The sequence below is a fragment of the Candidatus Marimicrobium litorale genome, from assembly GCF_026262645.1.
GTDB classification, from domain to species: Bacteria; Pseudomonadota; Gammaproteobacteria; order Pseudomonadales; family Halieaceae; genus Marimicrobium; species Marimicrobium litorale.
Genome location: NZ_SHNO01000001.1, coordinates 2,316,960 through 2,336,913 on the forward strand (window position 1 = coordinate 2,316,960; position 19,954 = coordinate 2,336,913).

At 55.3% G+C, this 19,954-nt stretch carries 15 protein-coding genes; all 15 read right to left on the reverse strand.

Going from position 1 to position 19,954, the window contains the following annotated elements; all coding sequences use genetic code 11:
• Positions 1 to 46 precede the first annotated feature (46 nt).
• Complete coding sequence (locus EYC82_RS10380) at positions 47 to 478, reverse strand: acyl-CoA thioesterase (protein WP_279249458.1); 432 nt, start codon at positions 476 to 478, stop codon at positions 47 to 49.
• Entirely contained in the window at positions 475 to 1,641 is a 1,167-nt protein-coding gene (locus EYC82_RS10385) for an iron-containing alcohol dehydrogenase (RefSeq protein WP_279249459.1), read from the reverse strand. The genes EYC82_RS10380 and EYC82_RS10385 overlap by 4 nt, the downstream gene beginning before the upstream one ends.
• 13 nt (positions 1,642 to 1,654) lie before the next feature.
• Positions 1,655 to 2,632 (reverse strand): NADPH:quinone oxidoreductase family protein, encoded by a 978-nt coding sequence (locus EYC82_RS10390; RefSeq protein WP_279249460.1) that lies wholly within the window; start codon positions 2,630 to 2,632, stop codon positions 1,655 to 1,657.
• 87 nt (positions 2,633 to 2,719) lie between these two features.
• Complete coding sequence (locus EYC82_RS10395; RefSeq protein WP_279249461.1) at positions 2,720 to 3,898, reverse strand: acetyl-CoA C-acyltransferase; 1,179 nt, start codon at positions 3,896 to 3,898, stop codon at positions 2,720 to 2,722.
• 51 nt (positions 3,899 to 3,949) lie between these two features.
• On the reverse strand, positions 3,950 to 4,870 hold the full coding sequence (locus EYC82_RS10400; protein ID WP_279249462.1) for an SDR family NAD(P)-dependent oxidoreductase: 921 nt from the start codon (positions 4,868 to 4,870) through the stop codon (positions 3,950 to 3,952).
• 40 nt (positions 4,871 to 4,910) lie between these two features.
• Positions 4,911 to 5,375 (reverse strand): MaoC family dehydratase, encoded by a 465-nt coding sequence (locus EYC82_RS10405; RefSeq protein WP_423243905.1) that lies wholly within the window; start codon positions 5,373 to 5,375, stop codon positions 4,911 to 4,913.
• Between the two features lie 373 nt (positions 5,376 to 5,748).
• Complete coding sequence (locus EYC82_RS10410) at positions 5,749 to 8,202, reverse strand: TonB-dependent receptor (protein ID WP_279249463.1); 2,454 nt, start codon at positions 8,200 to 8,202, stop codon at positions 5,749 to 5,751.
• A gap of 106 nt (positions 8,203 to 8,308) precedes the next feature.
• Positions 8,309 to 9,559, reverse strand: coding sequence for an acyl-CoA dehydrogenase family protein (locus EYC82_RS10415; RefSeq protein ID WP_279249464.1), 1,251 nt, complete (start codon positions 9,557 to 9,559; stop codon positions 8,309 to 8,311).
• Positions 9,560 to 9,603: 44 nt separating this feature from the next.
• Positions 9,604 to 11,322, reverse strand: a complete 1,719-nt coding sequence (locus EYC82_RS10420; protein ID WP_279249465.1) for a class I adenylate-forming enzyme family protein — start codon at positions 11,320 to 11,322, stop codon at positions 9,604 to 9,606.
• Between the two features lie 28 nt (positions 11,323 to 11,350).
• Complete coding sequence (locus tag EYC82_RS10425; RefSeq protein WP_279249466.1) at positions 11,351 to 12,490, reverse strand: acyl-CoA dehydrogenase family protein; 1,140 nt, start codon at positions 12,488 to 12,490, stop codon at positions 11,351 to 11,353.
• A gap of 19 nt (positions 12,491 to 12,509) precedes the next feature.
• Positions 12,510 to 13,691 (reverse strand): acyl-CoA dehydrogenase family protein, encoded by a 1,182-nt coding sequence (locus EYC82_RS10430; protein WP_279249467.1) that lies wholly within the window; start codon positions 13,689 to 13,691, stop codon positions 12,510 to 12,512.
• Positions 13,692 to 13,968: 277 nt separating this feature from the next.
• Positions 13,969 to 14,301: a hypothetical protein gene (locus EYC82_RS10435; RefSeq protein WP_279249468.1), complete on the reverse strand. Its 333-nt coding sequence runs from the start codon at positions 14,299 to 14,301 to the stop codon at positions 13,969 to 13,971.
• A gap of 355 nt (positions 14,302 to 14,656) precedes the next feature.
• Positions 14,657 to 15,043, reverse strand: a complete 387-nt coding sequence (locus tag EYC82_RS10440) for a hypothetical protein (protein WP_279249469.1) — start codon at positions 15,041 to 15,043, stop codon at positions 14,657 to 14,659.
• Between the two features lie 27 nt (positions 15,044 to 15,070).
• Positions 15,071 to 15,508: a hypothetical protein gene (locus EYC82_RS10445; protein ID WP_279249470.1), complete on the reverse strand. Its 438-nt coding sequence runs from the start codon at positions 15,506 to 15,508 to the stop codon at positions 15,071 to 15,073.
• A 10-nt stretch (positions 15,509 to 15,518) separates the two neighbouring features.
• Positions 15,519 to 19,937 carry a hybrid sensor histidine kinase/response regulator gene (locus EYC82_RS10450; protein ID WP_279249471.1) on the reverse strand — a complete coding sequence of 1,473 codons (4,419 nt, stop codon included), beginning with the start codon at positions 19,935 to 19,937 and terminating at the stop codon, positions 15,519 to 15,521.
• Positions 19,938 to 19,954 lie beyond the last annotated feature (17 nt).

Below are 19,954 nucleotides of genomic sequence, written 5' to 3' on the forward strand. Positions count from 1 at the left end.
CAGCCACCGTCGGTACGCAAACATCCAAAAGTCCAGAGCAGGCTTGTTAGCTGATTTTTTCCAGCGCGGCACGCAGCGATGCAGGTATGGGCACCGAGCGGTTCACGGCGCGCTCAACAAAAACATGCACGAAATGGCCGTGCGCGGCAGGATTGTCTTCTCCTTCCCGAAAGATACCAATCCCGTATTGCACGGAACTATTCCCCAGCTTATCGACCCGCAGGCCAGCTTCAATACGCTCCGGGTAGGTGATAGGCGAGTGGTAATCACAGCCAGAATTCACCACATAACCGACCACCCTGCCGTCGCTGATATCCATGCCGCCCTCGTCGATCAGGTATTGATTCGCCACGGTGTCAAAGTAGGAGTAATAGGCCACATTGTTAACGTGACCATAAATGTCATTGTCGGACCAGCGCGTGGTTATCGGATAAAACACCTTGTAATTTTCGCGAGATGGCAATAAAGACTTACTCATGCTGTCTCTCCGTAGGCCGCACGGTAAATAGCCAGAGCATCATCGTAACTGACCTCCCGCGGGTTATTCACCAGCAGGCGCTGCTGCAACATGGCATCCTCAGCAAGCATCTCAAGGTCACTTTCCTTCACGCCGGCCTGAGCCAGAGTCGCCGGCAGGGTGACATCGTTAATCAGCTTGCGCAGCGCCGCGACCAACGACGCTGCCCTGGATTCATCGCTGCCCGTCACCGGTTTGCCAACCACCAGTTCCGCCAATTCTCCGTAGAGCGCGCTCGCCTGCGGAGCGTTAAATTCCAGCACCGAAGGCAGCACCAGGGAATTACTAAGACCGTGGGGTATATGGTAGCGGCCACCCAGTGGGTAGGCCAGAGCGTGCACCGCCGCCACCGGCGCGTTGGCAAATGCCTGTCCGGCAAGACAGGCACCCAGTAGCATATTTTCGCGGGCCTTCTCATCGTTACCCTTATGGACAGCGGTGCGAATATTCTCTGAAAGCAGCGTTAATGCATTGATCGCCAGATTATCCGATAGCGGATTTTTCTTGTGTTTTGATGTGTAGGCCTCAATCGCGTGAACCATCGCATCGACACCCGTCATTGCGGTCACACCCGACGGCAGGCCCAATGTAAGGGACGCATCCAATACCGCCACATCGGGCAGAAGAACCGGCGAAGAAACCCCCGCCTTGGTAGTTTCGCCGGTGGTAATAATCGCTACCGGCGTCGCCTCCGAACCGGTGCCCGCGGTTGTGGGCACCAACACGAGCGGCAGTCGTCCACCGCTGACCTGCCCGACCCCGTAGATATCCTGCAGCGGCTGATCACCGCCAAGCAGGACCGCAACCACCTTTGCTACATCCATAGAACTGCCGCCGCCCACCGCCAGCACACCGTCGACAGTGGACTCGCGCGCCAGTTGGACGGCTGCCATCACGGTGTGCTCTGGAGGGTCTTCGCGCACCTGATCAAACAGCACCGCGGTGACATCAGCCTCCGCCAGCGTGTCCGCCACGGGCTGGATCAGCCCGATAGACACAAGGCCAGGATCAGTCACCAGCAGTGGCCTGGAAACCCCCAGAGCTGACAGTTCCGCCGCAAGCTGCTGACTCGCTCCGGGCGCCACCACGATTCGCGGGACGGTGTTGAATTCAAAACCGGACATAACGCCAATTCTCCTACATGGTGATAATGACCTTGCCGCGAGCACGACGCTCGATCATGCAGTTGAAGGCGTCTTCATACTGCTCAATGGGAAAGCAGTCAGTGACCAGAGGGCTGAGTTTGCCGCTCTCGAATAGCTCGGTAAGCTCGCTGATGTTCTGCATATTGACCTCCGGCTCCTCACCGGTGAAGCGACCCCAGAATACGCCGACAAAAGACGCGCCTTTGAGCAAAGCGAGATTGAGGGGAATACTCGGAATAGGCCCGCTGGCAAACCCGATGACCAGAAAGCGTCCTTTCCATGCCAAATTCCTGATTGCGGGCTCGGCATAATCGCCCCCGACGGGATCGTAGATCACGTCATAGCCCTGTCCACCCGACGCCTCCTTTAACACCGCTTTGAGGTCTATGTCGGAATAATTGATGAGCTCGTCTGCACCCAGCTGTTTACAGATTTCAAGTTTTTCGTCCGTGCTGGCACAGGCGGTCACCTTCGCACCCATCAGTTTACCTAACTCGATCGCACTGGTGCCGACGCCGCCGGCGGCACCCAAAACCAGCAGGGACTCACCTGGCTGCAGATTGGCACGCTGCTTGAGGGCATAATACGTGGTGAAATAGGTGATGCTGATACCTGCCGCCTGCTCAAAGCTGAGTGCCTTGGGCTTGGGAAATACAGAAAACTCGTTGGCGGCGATTTTTTCGCAGAAAGCACCAGAGGCGCCCATGGATATTACTTCATCGCCAGGCTTGAAGCGGCTGACCTTGTCACCTACAGCCGTCACGACCCCAGCGCACTCCCCGCCGGGAATAAAGGGCATCTCCGGCTGATATTGGTACTTACCCTGAATGGTAAGTACATCGGGGAAATTGAGCCCCGCCGCTTTCACATCGATAGCAACATCGTGCTCGCCGACCTCGGGGGCGGGCCAGTCACCCGCCAGTTCCAGCTTTTCGGCCAGGCCAAGCTCACTGCAAATTAGTGCTTTCATATGTATTTCCCTTCGTAAGAGTGCAGCGGTTTTGCTGCCCCTGAAACAACAACGGCGCCCAAGGGCGCCGTGTTAGCCAGTCGCCGGTCAGGCGACTTCGAACAGTCCCGCGGCACCCATACCGCCACCGACGCACATGGTGATCACCACGTATTTGACCCCGCGGCGCTTGCCTTCGATCAAGGCATGACCCACCATGCGCGAGCCACTCATGCCGTAGGGGTGACCTATTGAGATGGCACCGCCGTTGACGTTCAGCTTGTCATTATCGATACCCAACTGATCGCGGCAATAGATAACCTGCACAGCAAAGGCCTCGTTCAGTTCCCAGAGTCCAATGTCATCCACATTGAGGCCATGCTGCTTGAGCAGCTTGGGTACAGCAAAAACAGGACCGATACCCATCTCGTCCGGCGCACAACCGGCAACCGCGATACCGCGATAAATACCGAGCGGCTCGAGGCCTTCTTTCTCGGCAAGTTTGGCGTCCATGAGCACCTGAGCAGAAGACCCATCGGAAAGCTGTGACGCGTTACCCGCGGTAATCGTGCCACCTTCCTGAACCGTTTTGAGACCCGCCAGACCCTCAGCAGTCGTCGCACGAAGACCCTCATCTGCCTCTACAGTAGATTCCACTTCAGAGGCATTGCCAGTTTCCTTATCCCAGACGGTGCGCTTGCAGGTGACCGGGGTCAACTCGTCGGCGAACTTGCCTGCGGCATAAGCAGCGGCAGTGCGCTCCTGCGACTGCAGACCATACTCGTCCATCGTTTCGCGCGGAATGTTGTAGCGCTCTGCAACCACTTCAGCAGTTTGCAACATGGGCATAAAGATATTGGGCTCGATCGCGAGCAGCTCTTCATCGACCATACGATGAAGGTTCATGTGTTCATTCTGTACCAGCGAGATGGACTCGAGTCCGCCGCCGATCACTACACTCATACCGTCCTCAGTGATCTGCTTGGCCGCGGTTGCCACCGCCATCAGGCCCGAGGAACACTGACGATCCAGGCTCATGCCGGACACCGTGTCGGGCAGGCCCGCACGCAGGGCAACCTGCCTTGCGATGTTAGAACCTGTGGCGCCCTGCTGCAGCGCTGAACCCATGATCACGTCGTCGACGCGAGACGGATCAATACCCGCACGCTCAACCGCAGCTGACACAGAGGCCGCCCCTAATGTCGCCCCTGCGAGATTATTAAAACCGCCTCGATAGGCTTTGCCTATTGGAGTACGCGCCGTCGATACAATTACTGCTTCTGTCATTTTTCTGTCTCCGCAATCGGGCACCCGCAGGGCACCATCATCATCAATGAATCAATCTTGCTTAATACCCAGGCCTTCCATTGCAAGGCCGACCATTTTCACGGTCTGCTCTGCTCCCATCTGTGGCTGGGTTTCACCCGCCGTATCGGCAATCTCGTCCCAATGGGCAGCAATACCTTCCGGAGTCTGCTCATCCTCTGGCAGCCACTTACCCGCGGACTCTACAATACGCGCCACAGCGAAACTGCCCGCACCCGCAGCGATTACCGTGCGTGTCGGCGCATCTTCACTGGCCATGAACAAAACCGCTGGTGTCACTGTTTCCGGAGTGAGAAGCTTGAGTGCTTCTTCAGGCATCAAGCCCTCTGTCATGCGGGTCGCCGCAGTCGGCGCAAGGGCATTGATCTTGATATTGTACTTGGCACCTTCCTGAGCGAGCGTATTCATCATACCAATGACACCCATTTTAGCCGTGCCGTAATTGGTCTGGCCAAAATTGCCGTAAAGGCCTGACGATGACGTAGTGACCACTACCCGGCCGTAGGCCTGCTCGCGCATAATTTCCCAACAGGCCTTGGTGCAATTGACACTGCCCATAAGGTGTACGTCCAGCACCAGACCAAAATCGTCCAGCGTACCCTTGGCGAAGCTCTTGTCGCGCAGAATACCGGCGTTGTTTACCAGAATATCTACCCGGCCCCACTTGTCGACTGCCTGCTTGACCATGGCCTCGACCTCATCGTACTTCGCCACATTGGCGCCATTGGCCATCGCCTCGCCACCGGCCGCTTCAATTTCCGCAACCACTGCCTGCGCGGCGTCCGAACCGGCACCAGAGCCGTCGACGCTGCCGCCGAGGTCGTTGACCACCACTTTTGCACCACGTTTTGCCAGCTCAATAGCATGACAACGACCGAGCCCACCACCGGACCCTGTAACAATGGCCACTTGGCCGTCATAACGAATAGACATTGTTTCAATCCTCTTAGCTTAAGTAAGACGCTGCGACCGTTTAACCGGCCACGACCATGGTCAGCCACTCTGCGACCAGTGCGGGGGTATCCTCGCCTTCGATCTCTACTGACACCGCTTGTGTGATTAAGAAGCGGTCTCCTTCCTTGCGCGTGATGTTGGCTACCTCACAGTTAGCCCGCACACGCTTACCGGACTTTACCGGCGCCAGAAAGCGCACCTTGTCAAATCCGTAGTTGAGCCCCATGAGCACAGTCTCGGGCACGATGCCATTGCCTTCACACATCTTCGGCAAGAGCGACAAAGTCAGGAAGCCGTGTGCGATGGTCTGGCCAAAGGGCGTCGCCTTTGCGGCCTCTTCATCCACATGAATAAACTGGTGATCCTCGGTGCAGTCCGCAAAGGTGTTGATGCGTGACTGATCTACCTCAATCCACTCGCCTGGCTCGAACTTGGTACCAATCGCATCGAGCATTTCTTCCTTGGGTACGACTTTTATTGCCATGAGTATGTCCTCGTAAGTTTGGGCCTCTGCAGAAGCGCCAAAGTGTAGATGCGAGCGCCGCAAATATGCCGGAGTGTGTCACTTCTCTCTGCCGGAGAGCCCGGTAGCGGCGTCACGGCATGCGGTCCTGAATCACCCGCTAAAAAGGGTTTTGAACATACAGTATGTCATTAGTTCGTACAAGTATTTTATGGCGTGGAACACGGCCTTGCACATGACCTTCTCCAGCCGGGCCAGACGCGGGGAATCCCGGGCGAAACCAGCTCAGGCACTGGCTGGCGGCAGGCGTGCGGGCCACCGGCAAAGTCGCAGGACAGCGTGGAGTCCGACCCGCCTGATGCGCTTGTTCGCTGCGCCTTGTAGCGTTTAGACGTTAGAAGTTATAAGTGAACCGGACACCGAAGATGCGAGGGTCTGTCAGCGATACCCCGTTGTTGCGCGTAACGGTGCTAGGTCGACCCGAAACAATGATCTCTCTGTCGTCGGTGATGTTTTTAACGAACGCCGTGGCAACCCACTTCTGATCGAGCGCACCCGCATTGAGGCGGGCATCCCAGCGATCCCAGTTCTCGACCTTGTCATACTGTTCGTTATTGAACGGAGACATCCACTGATCGCCCTGATAGTAATAGCTACCGGTGACCGACCAACCCAGGTCAAACATTTCCCAGAAGTACGTCGCGTTGAACGTTACCTTGTGCTCTGGCATCAAGGCAAATTCGTTGCCACTGAGATCCTGCTCATCGACGCACAACGGAGCCTGAGTTCTACCCTCGAAATAGGGCCCCAGCGTACAAGCGTTCGCATCCTTTGATTTGAAATCTTTGAACTCAGAGTCGTTCCAGGAATAGTTCAAGCCGAGCAAAATATTAGCCGTAGGCAGAGCCATTGCCTCTAGCTCGATTCCCTGCGCGCGCGCGTCACTGGCGTTCTCAAAGGTATTGAGCGCAATGCCATTTTCTACATCCTGCTTGATCACCTGTAAATCTGTGTAGTCATAGTAATAATAGTTCGTGCTCACGTTAAGTCGGTTGTCCAGTAAAGACCCTTTGTAGCCCACCTCATAGGAGATAATTCCCTCTGGCTTTACCTCGTCTACGTCCGTACTGGCTGACGGTTTCTGAAAGTTGAAACCGCCTGATCGATAGCCCGTGGCAATAAACGCATAAAGGAACTGGTCCTCGTCGATAAAGTGATCGGCGCCCAGCCGCCACGTCCATTTATCCCAGTCGTCATCTGCTGCGCGATACACCGTGGGGTCGTCGGGATCGCCTACGTATTGCACAAACGTGTTGTCATTGCCCTTTTTTTCATCGTAAGAGTAACGCAGGCCCGCCGATAACACCGTGTCTGGCCGCCAATTCCAAGACAAATGCCCGTAGGTCGCATAGGATCGCGTATCCACATTCGCCTCGCCTCGGTAGAGGTAATTGTCGTCACTGACAACGTTGCTGACATCGGCGCCCGCGGCCTGACCGAGTACAACGATATACTCGTACATCTCCATGAGATCATCGTTCCATTCACGGAAGGTCACCAGTTGATCTTCATCACTGTGATAGTAATAAAGGCCTCCCAAGAGCGAGAAATCACCATCCCATTCCGATGAGTACTGCAATTCGTGTGACGAAAACCGGGCTTTTTGATCGACCTCAAAGGTCATGTCGGCCGGGGTGACCTCTACACCTGGAAACCCAGGCAGGGTTGCGACCGGCAAGCCAAGCGCCGTAATCTGATTCCAGTCCAAACCGGAATCTTCTGTTGCACTCGCGTCAGCATCGGTGACACTGTCGAACCAGTACCGGTTGTAGCCTCCCGTATACTTCAACGTAAAGGTGTCTGCGCTGTATTCGCTATTAAGAAATGTGGCCCATCTTTTATTTTCCAGGCGAGGATCGCGATCCTGTTTGACCTTGTCCTCATCCCGTACTGCGGGGTTTTCGATCTCCAGACCCTGCCGCATGCTGACAAAGTTTTGCGCAGGGAACATGCCGGGCAGGTTGAGCGACCTTCCCGAATCGACGTCACTAACCGTCTCAGTAAGATCACGGTAAAAGGGGTCTAAAATGTAGCCATTGTCCTGCCTATAATCACGATCAAGGCCAATGACCTTAAGGGTCGTGTTCCAACGATCAGTCGCCTGGTACTCGAAGCTCACTGTCCCGTAGGGCGTGTCCTGTTCGCCGTACTTTTTGCCATTGAATGTGTTTTTTTGCAGACCGTCCCGTGCGATATACGATGCACCCACCAGGACACTCAGCTTGTCGGTCACGGGACCACTGACCATGCCCTGTATGAGTCTGCCGTCATAACTGGTTAGCTGTGCCGTAGCGGTTCCTCCCCACTCCGCGTTGGGGCGTTTACTAATGAAGCTGATTGCGCCACCAATCGAATTGCGTCCGTATAGGATTCCCTGGGGACCGCGCAAAACCTCAATGCGTTCAATGTCCATGAATTCGGAATAATTGAAAATGCCATTCTCGGTGTTGTAGACCCCGTCCCAGTATATGCCAACGCCGGGCTCCGAGCCGACCGCCAGGTTGGGACGACCCACGCCTCGGATACTCACCCGAAATGTTGTAATCGAAAGAGATGGCGTGTTTGCTACAAGGTCTTCGCTGCCGGTGATGCCCAATTGCGTCAGCGTATCTTTATCGAAAGCACTGATAGAAGCTGGAGTATCCATCAATGTTGTCTCCCGCTTGGTCGCGGTAACAATTAATTCCTCCAGGACTCCAGCTCTTTCAGCCGCCCAAGAGAGCGGCGTCACGAAAAGCAGGCCGAACAAGACGGCTTTTTGGGTAGGGCTGCACTTGTAAATCAACATGCGACAAATCCTTTGCTTATTGTTTTAGGATATGACTTTTCCGGCACTACGTTCCTTTTTATCATGACACAAAACAAACAACACTTCTTATAACGTTTTTGCGCTCTCAACCGTCACGGGAAGTGGCACTGACAGCGGGCTGATCAATATACTTTTTAAGCTCATTGCGACCCACAACCATGCGATGAACCGCATCCGGGCCATCAGCCAAACGCAGGGTGCGCTGACCCATATACATGGTAGCCAAAGGCGTGTCCTGCGAGACACCCAGCGCACCAAACACCTGAATGGCCTCATCCACGATACGGATAGAAATGTTCGGCACGGCAGTCTTGATCATGGAAATCCACACGCGCGCTTCTTTCGGATCAACATTATCCATCATCCAGGCGGTCTTCAGAGTAAGCAACCTCGCCTGCTCGATGTCCATACGGGCATTAGCGATGATGTCAATATTGCCGCCCAGACGCGCCAGAGGTTTGCCAAAGGCGGTCCGTGACAGTGATCGCTCGCACAATAATTCAAGAGCTTTTTCCGCAGACCCAATGGCACGCATGCAGTGATGAATACGGCCTGGCCCCAGGCGACCCTGGGAAATTTCAAACCCACGACCGGGACCAAGAATCATATTGTCTTTCGGTACGCGCACGTTATCGAACTTCTGATGCATGTGGCCATGAGGCGCGTCGTCCATGGAGAAAACATTCATTGGACGAATGTTTTCGAATCCAGGCGCGTCTGTGGGCACCAGAATCTGTGACTGTTGCACATGCTTTGCCGCATCTGGATCCGTTTTCACCATAACAATCATGATTTTGCAGCGCGGATCACCCGCACCCGAAACATAATGCTTCTCGCCATTAATGACCCACTCATCCCCATCGAGCACGGCGGATGTCGAAATATTGGTAGCATCAGATGACGCGACACCGGGCTCTGTCATGGAAAACGCCGAGCGGATCTCACCGTTAAGCAACGGCTCAAGCCACTGCTTCTTCTGCGCCTCGGTACCGTACTTGTGCAGCACTTCCATATTACCCGTATCTGGCGCGGCACAATTAAAAACCTCAGCCGCCATATGGGACTTACCCATCTCCTCGGCGAGATAAGCGTACTCCACCGTGTTGAGGCCAGAGCCGGAATCACCATCAGTGAGAAAAAAATTCCACAGCCCTTTTGCCTTTGCCTTGCCCTTCAAGCCCTCCATAATCTCTGTCTGGCGGCTGGTAAATTCCCAGCGATCGCCAACGTCGATATCGCCGAAGTACTCGGCCTCGACTGGGCGGATTTCTTCATCTATAAACTGCTTTACTTCCGCCAATAACGGCGCCACGTTCGCGCTCACTCCAAGGTCCATTGCCACTCTCCTGTTTAGTTTTTACCCAAACTGCCTGCCGCGAATCACGCTTGGCGTTTACGCGCAGCATCCATTTCTTTAGTGTAGTGTTTTTTTAGCTGACGTTTAAAAATCTTTCCAGAGGCAATGCGCGGCAGGGCGTCAGACCGGAACCAGACGTGCAGGGGTATCTTGAAGGCTGCCAGATGATCTTCAAGATAATGACGCAACGCGCCCTGATCGAGCTCCGCACCCTCCCGCAAAACCACCGCGGCGCCTACAATTTCTCCCAACCGTTCATCGGGCAATCCGAAAACGGCGGCCTCTTGAATATCCGGATGGGCGTAGATAGCTGCCTCTACTTCAATGCAGCTGATGTTTTCACCGCCGCGAATGATAATTTCCTTGATGCGGTCGACAATGTATACGAAGCCATCTTCATCAAGGTATCCAACATCACCGGTGTGAAACCAACCATCCACAAAAGCCTCAGCCGTAGCTTCTGGCTTGTTCCAATATCCCAGTACATTGCATGGGGACTTGATGCAGATCTCCCCGTGCTCACCCACCGACAGTGGTTTACCGGCCACGTCCACCACGCGAAAATCGGTCACTGCAGGCACCGGACGCCCGGCACTGCCGGGGCGCGCGATGTAATGAGAGCCCGCGTTCAGCGTACCCAATGCATTGGTTTCAGTCAGCCCATACCCTATACCGGGCGCCGATTTCTTGAAGGTACCCGTGATTTTCTTCACTTGCTCGGGCGGTCGCGCCGCGCCGCCTGCCATGATTTCGGTCAGCGAGGAAACATCCCGCTCCGTCGTCTCCGCCGCGGCCTGCAGTTCGGCAGACATAGTGGGAACGCCATTAAACCAGGTTACTTTCTCTTCTTCGATCAGACGCAAGGCTTCCTCGGCATCCCACTTATGCATGATCACCATCTTGCGACCGACAACCAGCGACAATAAAAAGGCCGAGTGACTGCCGGTACAATGAAACAATGGCACGGTCACCAGCGCAGACGGCGCAAGGCCCTCAGCGCGCTGCTCCTGAGAGCCCGCCATCTTGGTTGCTATGCCCCAGCACATCCAACTATAAATCGCAGAGAGAATACCCCGGTGAGAGGACAGGGCGCCCTTGGGATTACCCGTGGAACCCGAGGTGTACATTATCGTGGCATGATCATCGGGGGCGATATCGGCGACAGGTAGCGACGCACCTTCAAAGGCTCTCAGCAACTCGGCAAACGGCGTATGCTCGACGGCCAGGCCAGTGCAATCGTCGATAGAAATTACCTGGAGCCCATGTTTTTTAACCAATGGCATCAAGCGTTCTATGCGGTTGCGGTCTGCCACCACAACCTTGGCACCACTATCGGCGAAACCATAATCCAGCTCCTCGGTCGTCCACCAACCATTCATCGGAACCGCCACTGCGCCGACCGAGGTGGCACCCATAAAAGCCATCATCCACTGGGGATTATTGCGGCTGAGTATCGCCACCCTGTCACCCTTGGCAACGTCATAGCGCTGCACCAGTGCAGCGCCAAATTCCACCCCGTGCTGGTGAGCTTCGGCAAAGGTAAAGCGCTCGTCCTGATACACCGCAAAATCCTTATGCGCATGATTCAACATCACGGCATAGTAGTCGCGAAGACTGCCGGGCATAACCGCATAATTACGGTACTCCACTCCGTCGAGCATCACTGAGTTGAGCTCAAACCCTCCCCCAGACGCGGTCAGGCTGGCAATAGCCTCCTCGTAGGCTGCAATATCTGATTTCATGAATCGTGGAACCCCCGGAGCACGCTCCTCAGAAACCGCTCTGGCGGGCAAAGCGATCCAAATGATAGTTGTAATCACCAAACAAATGCTGCACCACGCGTGCGCGCTTAATAAAAAAACCGATCTCGTACTCGTCCGTCATTCCGATACCGCCATGCATCTGGATCGCTTCGTTCGTCGCACGTTGCGCCACCTCGCACAACTTGGCCTTGGCCGCGCTGGCATAAAGCGCAAGATCTGGCTCACCCTCATCTATTTTTTGCAGCGCCTGCAGGACAATAGAACGCGCCAGCTCAAGCTCAGCGAACAATTCTGCGGCGCGATGGGCCAACCCTTGGAATGAGCCAATGACACGACCGAACTGCTTGCGCTCCTTCAGATACTCCGCGGTTCGCTCAAATGCCTCGGCAGACAGCCCCAATAACTCCGAGGCCAGACCGATATTAATAATATCAAGGGCGTGACCGAGGCCTTTGCTGGCCTGACCGATATCACCCAGTAGCTGATCCTCTGCTACCTTCACATCGGTCAGGGTCAGGGTGCCATAGGCACGGGAATCTACCATTTTACCGGGCTCAACTGTTAAGCCCTCTGTTTCTGCCGGCAGTAGGAAAGCGCTGAGACCATCATCATCACCCGGCGCACCAGCGGTGCGAGCAAGGACGATAAATGCGTCGGCCGCGGGAGCGTCCATGACCAGCAACTTCGTTCCACTGAGAATGAAGTGATCCCCCGCCTTTGACGCAGACATTGCACAGTGCAGCGGTGCATGGTGCGGTGCCTCCTGCAAAGCCAGCGATACCAGCGTTTCCCCCGCAGCAATGGCAGGCAGCAAAGCCTCCTTCTGACTGGCGCTACCCAATTCACCGATCACCGTAGCAGCCACCAGCACACTGGACTGCAGTGGGCTGGCGCTGAGGTTTCGGCCGGCCTGTTCCAGTACCAGGCCCAGCCCGGTGTACCCATATCCCAAGCCTCCAAAAGCCTCCGGGATAGCGATACCCGCCCAGCCCATCTCGGTCATTTCCCGCCATACCTCAGCATCAAAGCCATGCTCGTCGCCGGAATCGCGCAGATCCCGCAAGTGTGCAATGGTCGCCTTCTCGGCCAGGAAACCCGCTGCCGCGTCGCGCAGCATTACTTGCTCTTCGTTCAGTACCAATGCCATCGAATTATTCCTATCTCAATTATGCGTCAGGCAAACCAAGCACGCGCTTGGCTATAATGTTCAACTGGACCTCGGACGTACCGCCCTCGATAGAGTTGCCTTTGGAGCGCAACCAGTCGCGGCTGACTCGACCTTCAGAGTAGGCTTCCCCTTCCCAACCCAGCGCGGATTCGCCCAGAACGGCAAGATTGAGCTCGTTGCGTCGTTTATTGAGCTCAGTACCGTAATACTTGAAAATAGAAGAAGCTGGGCCCAGCCCACCACCCGCTTTGGCCTCATCACCGACTCGCGCCATGGTGGCACCGAAGACCATCGTATCGAGCTGATACTGTGCGATGTTCTGACGCAACACCGAATTCGCCAGACAGCCTGAGGCGTCCGCGCCGATCGCCTCCAAAGCCATATCAGCTACCGATATTTTTGGCGCAGAGCCGAAGCCTGAAATCATTTCACGTTCGTGAGTCAGCAGGTACTTGGCAATGGTCCAGCCCTTGCCCGCTTCACCCACAAGATTTCTTTTGTCGGCAATGGCATTGTCGAAAAATGTCTCACAGAACGGAGAGCTGCCACTGATCAATTTTATTGGACGAGCGGTTACCCCGGGCTGATCCATATCAAACAACATGAAACTGATACCCTCATGCTTGCTGCCGCTGTTGTCAGTGCGCACCAGACAGAAGATCCAGTCGCATTTGTCGGCGTAGGATGTCCATATTTTCTGACCATTAATCAGGTAGTGGTCGCCCTTGTCTTCTGCCGCGGTAGCCAGACTGGCAAGATCAGAACCCGCATTGGGCTCCGAATAGCCCTGACACCAGCGCACGTCACCGCGCACGATCCTGGGTAGGTGCTCACGCTTCTGCTCTTCATTGCCAAACTCCAGCAGGGCTGGCCCGAGCATGGAAATACCGAAACTGGTAAGTGCCGGTCGTGCACCGATGCGCGACATCTCCTCTCGCAGAATGCTTATTTCAGCCTTTTGCAGGCCACCACCGCCGTATTCTTTTGGCCAGTGAGGCACGGTCCAGCCTCTCTCCGCCATACGGTCGCACCAGACTTTTTGGTCAGGATCCGACATTTCGGGGTTGCGTCCACCGGGGAAAATATCCTCGAAACTGGACATTGGCATACGCATTGATTCGGGACAATTCTGCTCCAACCAGGCGCTTACCTCCTGGCGAAACTGTTCGAGATCACTCACGGGATTACCTCACATACTAGTTTGAAAGCGGCCTTGTCGGCTCGTTCTGTTGCTATCGACTGACCGGACGATGCTGTCCTTGACGGACTCGCACCGCCAGCGGCCGACGAGTCGGATTTGAACATACAGTATGTTTTAGGGGCGTTCAAGTATCGCAGGGTAAGGCGAGCGGGAAAGCGAGCGGAAAGACGACAGTGGTCGTCCACTCAAGGGAGCGGGAAAGTGCAAGCCGCTGCGGGCGCAGCAGTGTTCAGCGCCACGGGGCGTGGCAGAGAGTCTAGTCCTCAGCGGCTCGGCGCGCGCCGTCCTCACGGACCATGCGCACGGTGCGCTGACAGGTCTCAAGCCATTCCCGATCGGATTCGGTCTGCAGGGCGCGGACATAGCCACGCTCATTCGCGCAGGCGATACTGGTCTTGTTTGGCGTCCAGTCGCCCTCTTTCTGGCGCGGTTTGCGGGTACTGTAAAACCAGAGTCCCCGGCGGTCCTGCATGACGTATTTCGCCTCCACCGGCAGGTAAACCTTTTTACCCGCGATAACTGCGAACACTTCTGTGCCCTGCGATGACTGGCTGTTTGTCTCGGCGGTCGGCGTTATTGTTAGTATCACTGCCTCTCCCTCCAATCTGGTTACCCTGTTCTGCATCACCGAATGCCAGGCGATTTAAGCGCTTAGTGAGCATTTACCCAGCCAGCACATTCACCGAGATCGTGCTGACACAACAGTTATAGGCGCGGAATAGGCTGCGAACAATACGAGTATTGCCCATTTTTTCATTTTTAGAAAAATACGCAGTTTATTTGCCAAAATTTATATTTTTGTGCCGCGAATTGTTGATTTACGGCATTTACATGCCATTTTTTTTAATTAAACCGTTGCAGGAGTCTGCTTTTATCGCTTCACCACCTTGCCACGTCCGTAGCAACCAGATCAGCCAGGCCTGTCGAGTTTAGCAACGGGTATCCTAGTTCGTCACCAGCTTGATGTAGGGTGGGGACTCCGATTCGAGATTCAGCGGTTTCAGCTGAGCCATATCCCCGGTGATAGCCGGCAGCTCCCGAGCATCCTCTACTGAGCTCATCAACATATAAAGCGCCATCGTCGCACGCCCCTCCTCGCTCTCCAATGGGGGCGCCATGACCTGAAGATCCTCGTCGGAAATTACACCCAGGACCACCGCGTTGAGCAAGTAATCCCTTATGATCTGGCGATTGACCTGATCCTGCAGGTAACTCTGGTAACCATTGCCACCAAGAATTTTCTGCAGGCTGTCCATCTCGGACGCGCTCACCCGGGGGGTGGAATCACCGAACGTGCCGTCAATCCAATCTACAATGTCGTCTAGTTGCAAGGCCCTACTCTCCCTCGGTTAACCTGATTAGCGGCTTGCCACCACCTGTTTCTGGAAACACTCCAGATCAGGTACCTGGTACGTCTCGCCTTCGAACTTGAAGGCCGCTCGCGCATTGACGCCCTCAGGAACCGGCGTGTCTTCCACATCGTCTTCCGCGAGGCTTACCATGCGCAGCCCCTTGCCTCGCACCGGAATACCCCAGTACTCGCAGGCCTCGCCCTTGAGTCCGACAAATATGGCAACCAGCCCGGAGCCTCGACGAGGCTCCCGCCATGCTGGCCCACTCACAGCACCCAGATCGAATACCGGCACGGATTGTCCGCGCCAATCCAGTTCTGCGGGTGGCGCATCCGATTCCGACTGCACTGTCACAATCTCACCGAGGCACTGCTGTGGCACCGCCCAGGTCTCTTCAGTGCAGCAGGGAATAAGCACGCACCATGTGGTCGTATCTTGAGTCATGGCACATTCCTCAGGAAAGTTGTAATTCCAGCCCCGTCAATGCATTGATCTGCTTGATCATCGCCGGGAAATTAAAGGGCTTACCCATATAGGCACTGCAACCGGCCGCGCTGGCCAGCGCCCTGTGTTTCGCGCCTGTGCGCGACGTCACCATAATAACTGGCAAGTCTCCGAAGCGGGTCGATTTGCGAATTTCGCGCAGAGTTTCGATACCGTCTTTCACCGGCATTTCCACATCCAGCAGAATGACATCCGGCAAACGGTGCGCAGCATTCAACAAATCAATCGCTACCAATCCGTTCTCGGCCGTAATCGTCTCAACACCTACGGTCTCCAGTTGATTCGTCGCTACCATGCGTTGGGTCCGTGAGTCATCAACCACTAACGCCAGAGGCGCGGTCGCTTCAATCTGGTTCACAACGACCGGGGCAATACTGTCGTCACCAGCACTTTTAACCAGCTGGTTGAGATCAAGCGCAACAACCGCCTCACCTTCGGCGGTCGTTGCCGCACCTGCCAGCCCAGGCACGGAAGAAAACTGCGCACCCAGGGAGCGCACAACAAGCTCCAGCGCCTCCTCCAGGTTATCGATGGCGATAGCCATATGGCGCTCTTCATAACCGGCAATAATCACAGGCACAAAGGTATTCCACGCACTGCGATCCGGCAGCGGCACACCCTGGCATAGTGTTGCCAGATAGGAGGGTTCACAGTCGACACCTGACAGAGACAAGGTCTCGCGGCCTTCCACCGCAGCAAAGAACTCTTCCACTGGCACCTGTTCAACCGCAATCATCCCGTTGAGCGGAATGGCATACGACTTACCGGCAGCGGCAACCAGCAACGCGCCGTTTACAGAGACATTGCTCGGGATACGCACCTCGAAGGCAGTACCCTGGTCGAGCGCAGACTGGATTTGAATGTCGCCGCCGATCTGCAGCAGCTCACTCATGACGATGTCCATGCCGACACCGCGTCCAGATATTTCACTCAACTGACTCGCCGTAGAGAAACCCTTGTGGAATATCAGACGTATCGCCTCCTCATCAGTGAGAGAATCGATGTCGATCTCTGTATCAAGGCCTTTCTCAAAGGCGGACTGACGGATCGCATCCGGATCGATACCTCGTCCATCATCGGACAGTCGAATGACATAGTCACCGCCGGACTTGCGCACATCAACGGTGATTAGGCCGCCGGTAGGCTTGCCTGCGGCGACCCGCTCATCTGGCGACTCAATGCCATGATCGAGCGCGTTCCTCACCATATGCTCCAGAATGACCTGCAGACGTGCGTAGTGATCGCGATCCAGCGCGCCTGTCTCGTTCAGCGCCTGAAAAGAAACCACCTTGCCAAGATCCGTGCTCACGGTGCGAACAATGCGCCGCAGTCCCGGCATCAAGCGCGATACAGGCACGACCCTCGCGCCCTGTATTGCCGAAGAAATACTCGAAATCACCATCGATTGCTGCTTCAGGAGCGCCTCTACATGCGCATTCTGTCGTGCCAACACATCGACCAGATCAGAGAGATCTTCGACACCCTCGCGCAGAATATTGGCGGCCTCCTGCAGCTCGGAGTACTGGTCCATTTCAAGTGCATCCATGTCCGGCGCTGACTTACCCGGCTGGGCATTCACATTGAGCAAGGCTCGGTCGGAAATCTTGCGGATGTGCGTATGCACTGAGGAGAGTCGCGCCTGCAACTCTGCAGAAGAGCGCCTACCTCTGGATGTATTTTGAGAAGCACGCACCCCCAACTGCTGCACTTGGCTTGTAAGATTCAGCAGGTGATCCAGTTTCTCCGATGTGATGCGCACGGACTGCTGGGCTGCCAACACCTTCGCCCCCTCGTCTGCCAGCTGCTTATCGCGCTTCTTGTCCAGCGCTGAAGTGCGGGATTTCTTGGCAACCGGCGTCTGGTCTGGCACAGGCTCTGAGGCTATAGCGGACTGGGCATCTGCAGCGCCATAGGTTTCCGCCGCGATGGCTACTAGCTCAGCCGCCGCACCAAAACTCTCAACCGGCTTGGCCTCTGAGTTCTCCGAGAGCGGCAACGCGGCCTCGGCATCAGCCTTGCCCGACTGCTGCGGTAATTCGCTGGCGATGTCCGCTCGCTCATTGGACACCTGCTCCACACCCCTGACCAGCGCATCCAGCCAGGCATTTACTACGCGGAAGTACTCGTGCTTCTGGCCTGCCTCCGGGCTAGGCATTTTTTCTAAAAGGGTCTCAAAATTGTGGACGAGGGTACCCAATCGCTGCAGGCCAACACCCTTTGCAATACCCTTGATCGTGTGAAGGGTGCGCGATACGGCAGTGAAGAGCGCATCGTTCGCCATGTCCTTTTCCCAGTCGTGCACCTCATTCTCAAGCTTTTCAACCTCAAGCGTACCTTCTTCAATAAAGGCGTCGAGAAAGTCGGAGAATATTTCAGCATTACTTTGACTGCTGTAACTGAAAGCGATGTAGTCCGGTATGAAGCTCTCAGGATAGACATTTTCGACTGCGGCAAGAGGCACTTCGACCCGCACACGTGCCTCTTCAGCGATGCGAGCCTGGTCCTGCTCTTGCTCGGTCCGCACACGCGCCTCTTCAGCGATGCGAGCCTGCTCTTGCTCCTGCTCCTGCTCTTGCTCGGACCGTACACGCGCCTCTTCAGCCATGCGAGCCTGCTCCTGCTCCTGCTCCTGCTCCGCCAACAGCCGTGCCGAATCAGCCAAAGCTTGCGTATTCGCTTCGTCATGAAGGAAAGAAACATCATCTAACTCAGCAGACCCAGCATTTGAATCGGCCAGGTCGGAGAAAGCAGCCTCTATATCTTCTGCATTGGTAGTTCCCGACAATGCCAGATCGGCAACAATATCCTCATCAAAATCATCGCCAAAAATATCATTGCTGAGCCCTTCAGGTGATGCGCTCTCCTGCTGAGCCGCTTCATCAATATTGTCCAGACCCCGCAAACTCACTGCCGGCGCGGCACCGCTTGGTGCAAAGTCGCTGGTGAACAGGTCATTCCAGACATCGCCGCTGTCAGTATGCAAAAGCCGAATATGAAGCGATGCCAGCATAGCTTCACCCAGGGCTATCAACGACTCAGGCAGCACAGTAAAGATGGCATAAACCGGCTCAAAGCCCTCGGCACAACACTGATTGATCGCAGTTTCATCAATTCCTAGCCGGGCCTCCGCGGCAACGCTATCCGACGCGAGCCCCAGTTCTTCCAAGCGTGCAACGACAGCCAAGGATACGGCCGCCATCGCGCTCCTGAGCGACGGAGTAGTTGCCGGGACTTTATCGGCAGCGAATCCCTCGAGAGTGAGAAGTTCCTCATGATAATCAATGGCAACGTTTTCACTGACACCCGCATCGTCATCCACACGCTCTTCCAGCGCCAGTGCTTCCAAATCTTTCCAATCTGCATCTCCCACGCTGCAGTGCTCGTCCGCCAACAGATAGCGATCAAAATTGTTACCGGCTTCTGAATCCGACGTATTCGCGAGGTACTCAAGCACATCATCCTCGTCTTTCTGCTCTGACTCGCTCTCCGCTGCGGCATCACTTATAGCAACGCCTGTCACCAATATCGACGCGGGAATCTCGCTATCGCAAAGCCCCGTCAATTCGTGTGCAAATACCTCTGACGTATCGTGTGCGACTGTCTCCGGCTGATCGTCCGCAGACAAATACCGGTAGAGGTCATCTTCTGCAGCCTCGGCAACACCTACAACAATATTGTCCTCAGACTGAACTGCTGCATCCTGTCCGCCATCGTTGGCTACCACGTCGTTCGACGGATCCGCCACCTGTGTTTGCACCGGCGCCTCTATCAGTCCACTGACCTCTGGAATCTCCTCAACGTGTTTACCGACCGCATCGCTGGACTCCCGGTCATCCCCGCTGGACAAACTTGACGTAATCTCTGTTGCAGGCGAACTGTCGACAGGCTTGATGCGGGTGAGCGTTACATACTTTTCGGCGATATCGTCCTCATGATCCAGACCAAGAATATCGGTTCCCTCACTTACCTCCCGTTCGTTCAGGGTGCGCTGAGCCTCCCGTTCACGTGAATAATCCAGAGCCATCAGCTGATCCTGATCAGAATCTGTAATGTCTTCGGACGTAGATTCACTTTCGACGTAGATGTCACCTACCTGCGTTTCCGAAGAAATCACGATTTCTTCATCCACATAATTAGCGATGTCGTCTCCAGACACATTGCCACGAACCAACGGCCGTGCAGCAACCTCAGACTCATAAGCCGACAGGCCAGCATCCTCGAGCTCGCTGTCCTCTACTGTAAACAGTGTTTCCTTGGGCTCCGACAAGTCCATTTCCAGCAACCAATTCAGGCTTTTTTGCTGGTTATCCTCTTCGGCTTCTCCGGTCACACTCAACCCCAGCTTGCTCAAATCTTCTTCCGTGTACACGACGTTTCTCCTCCTTA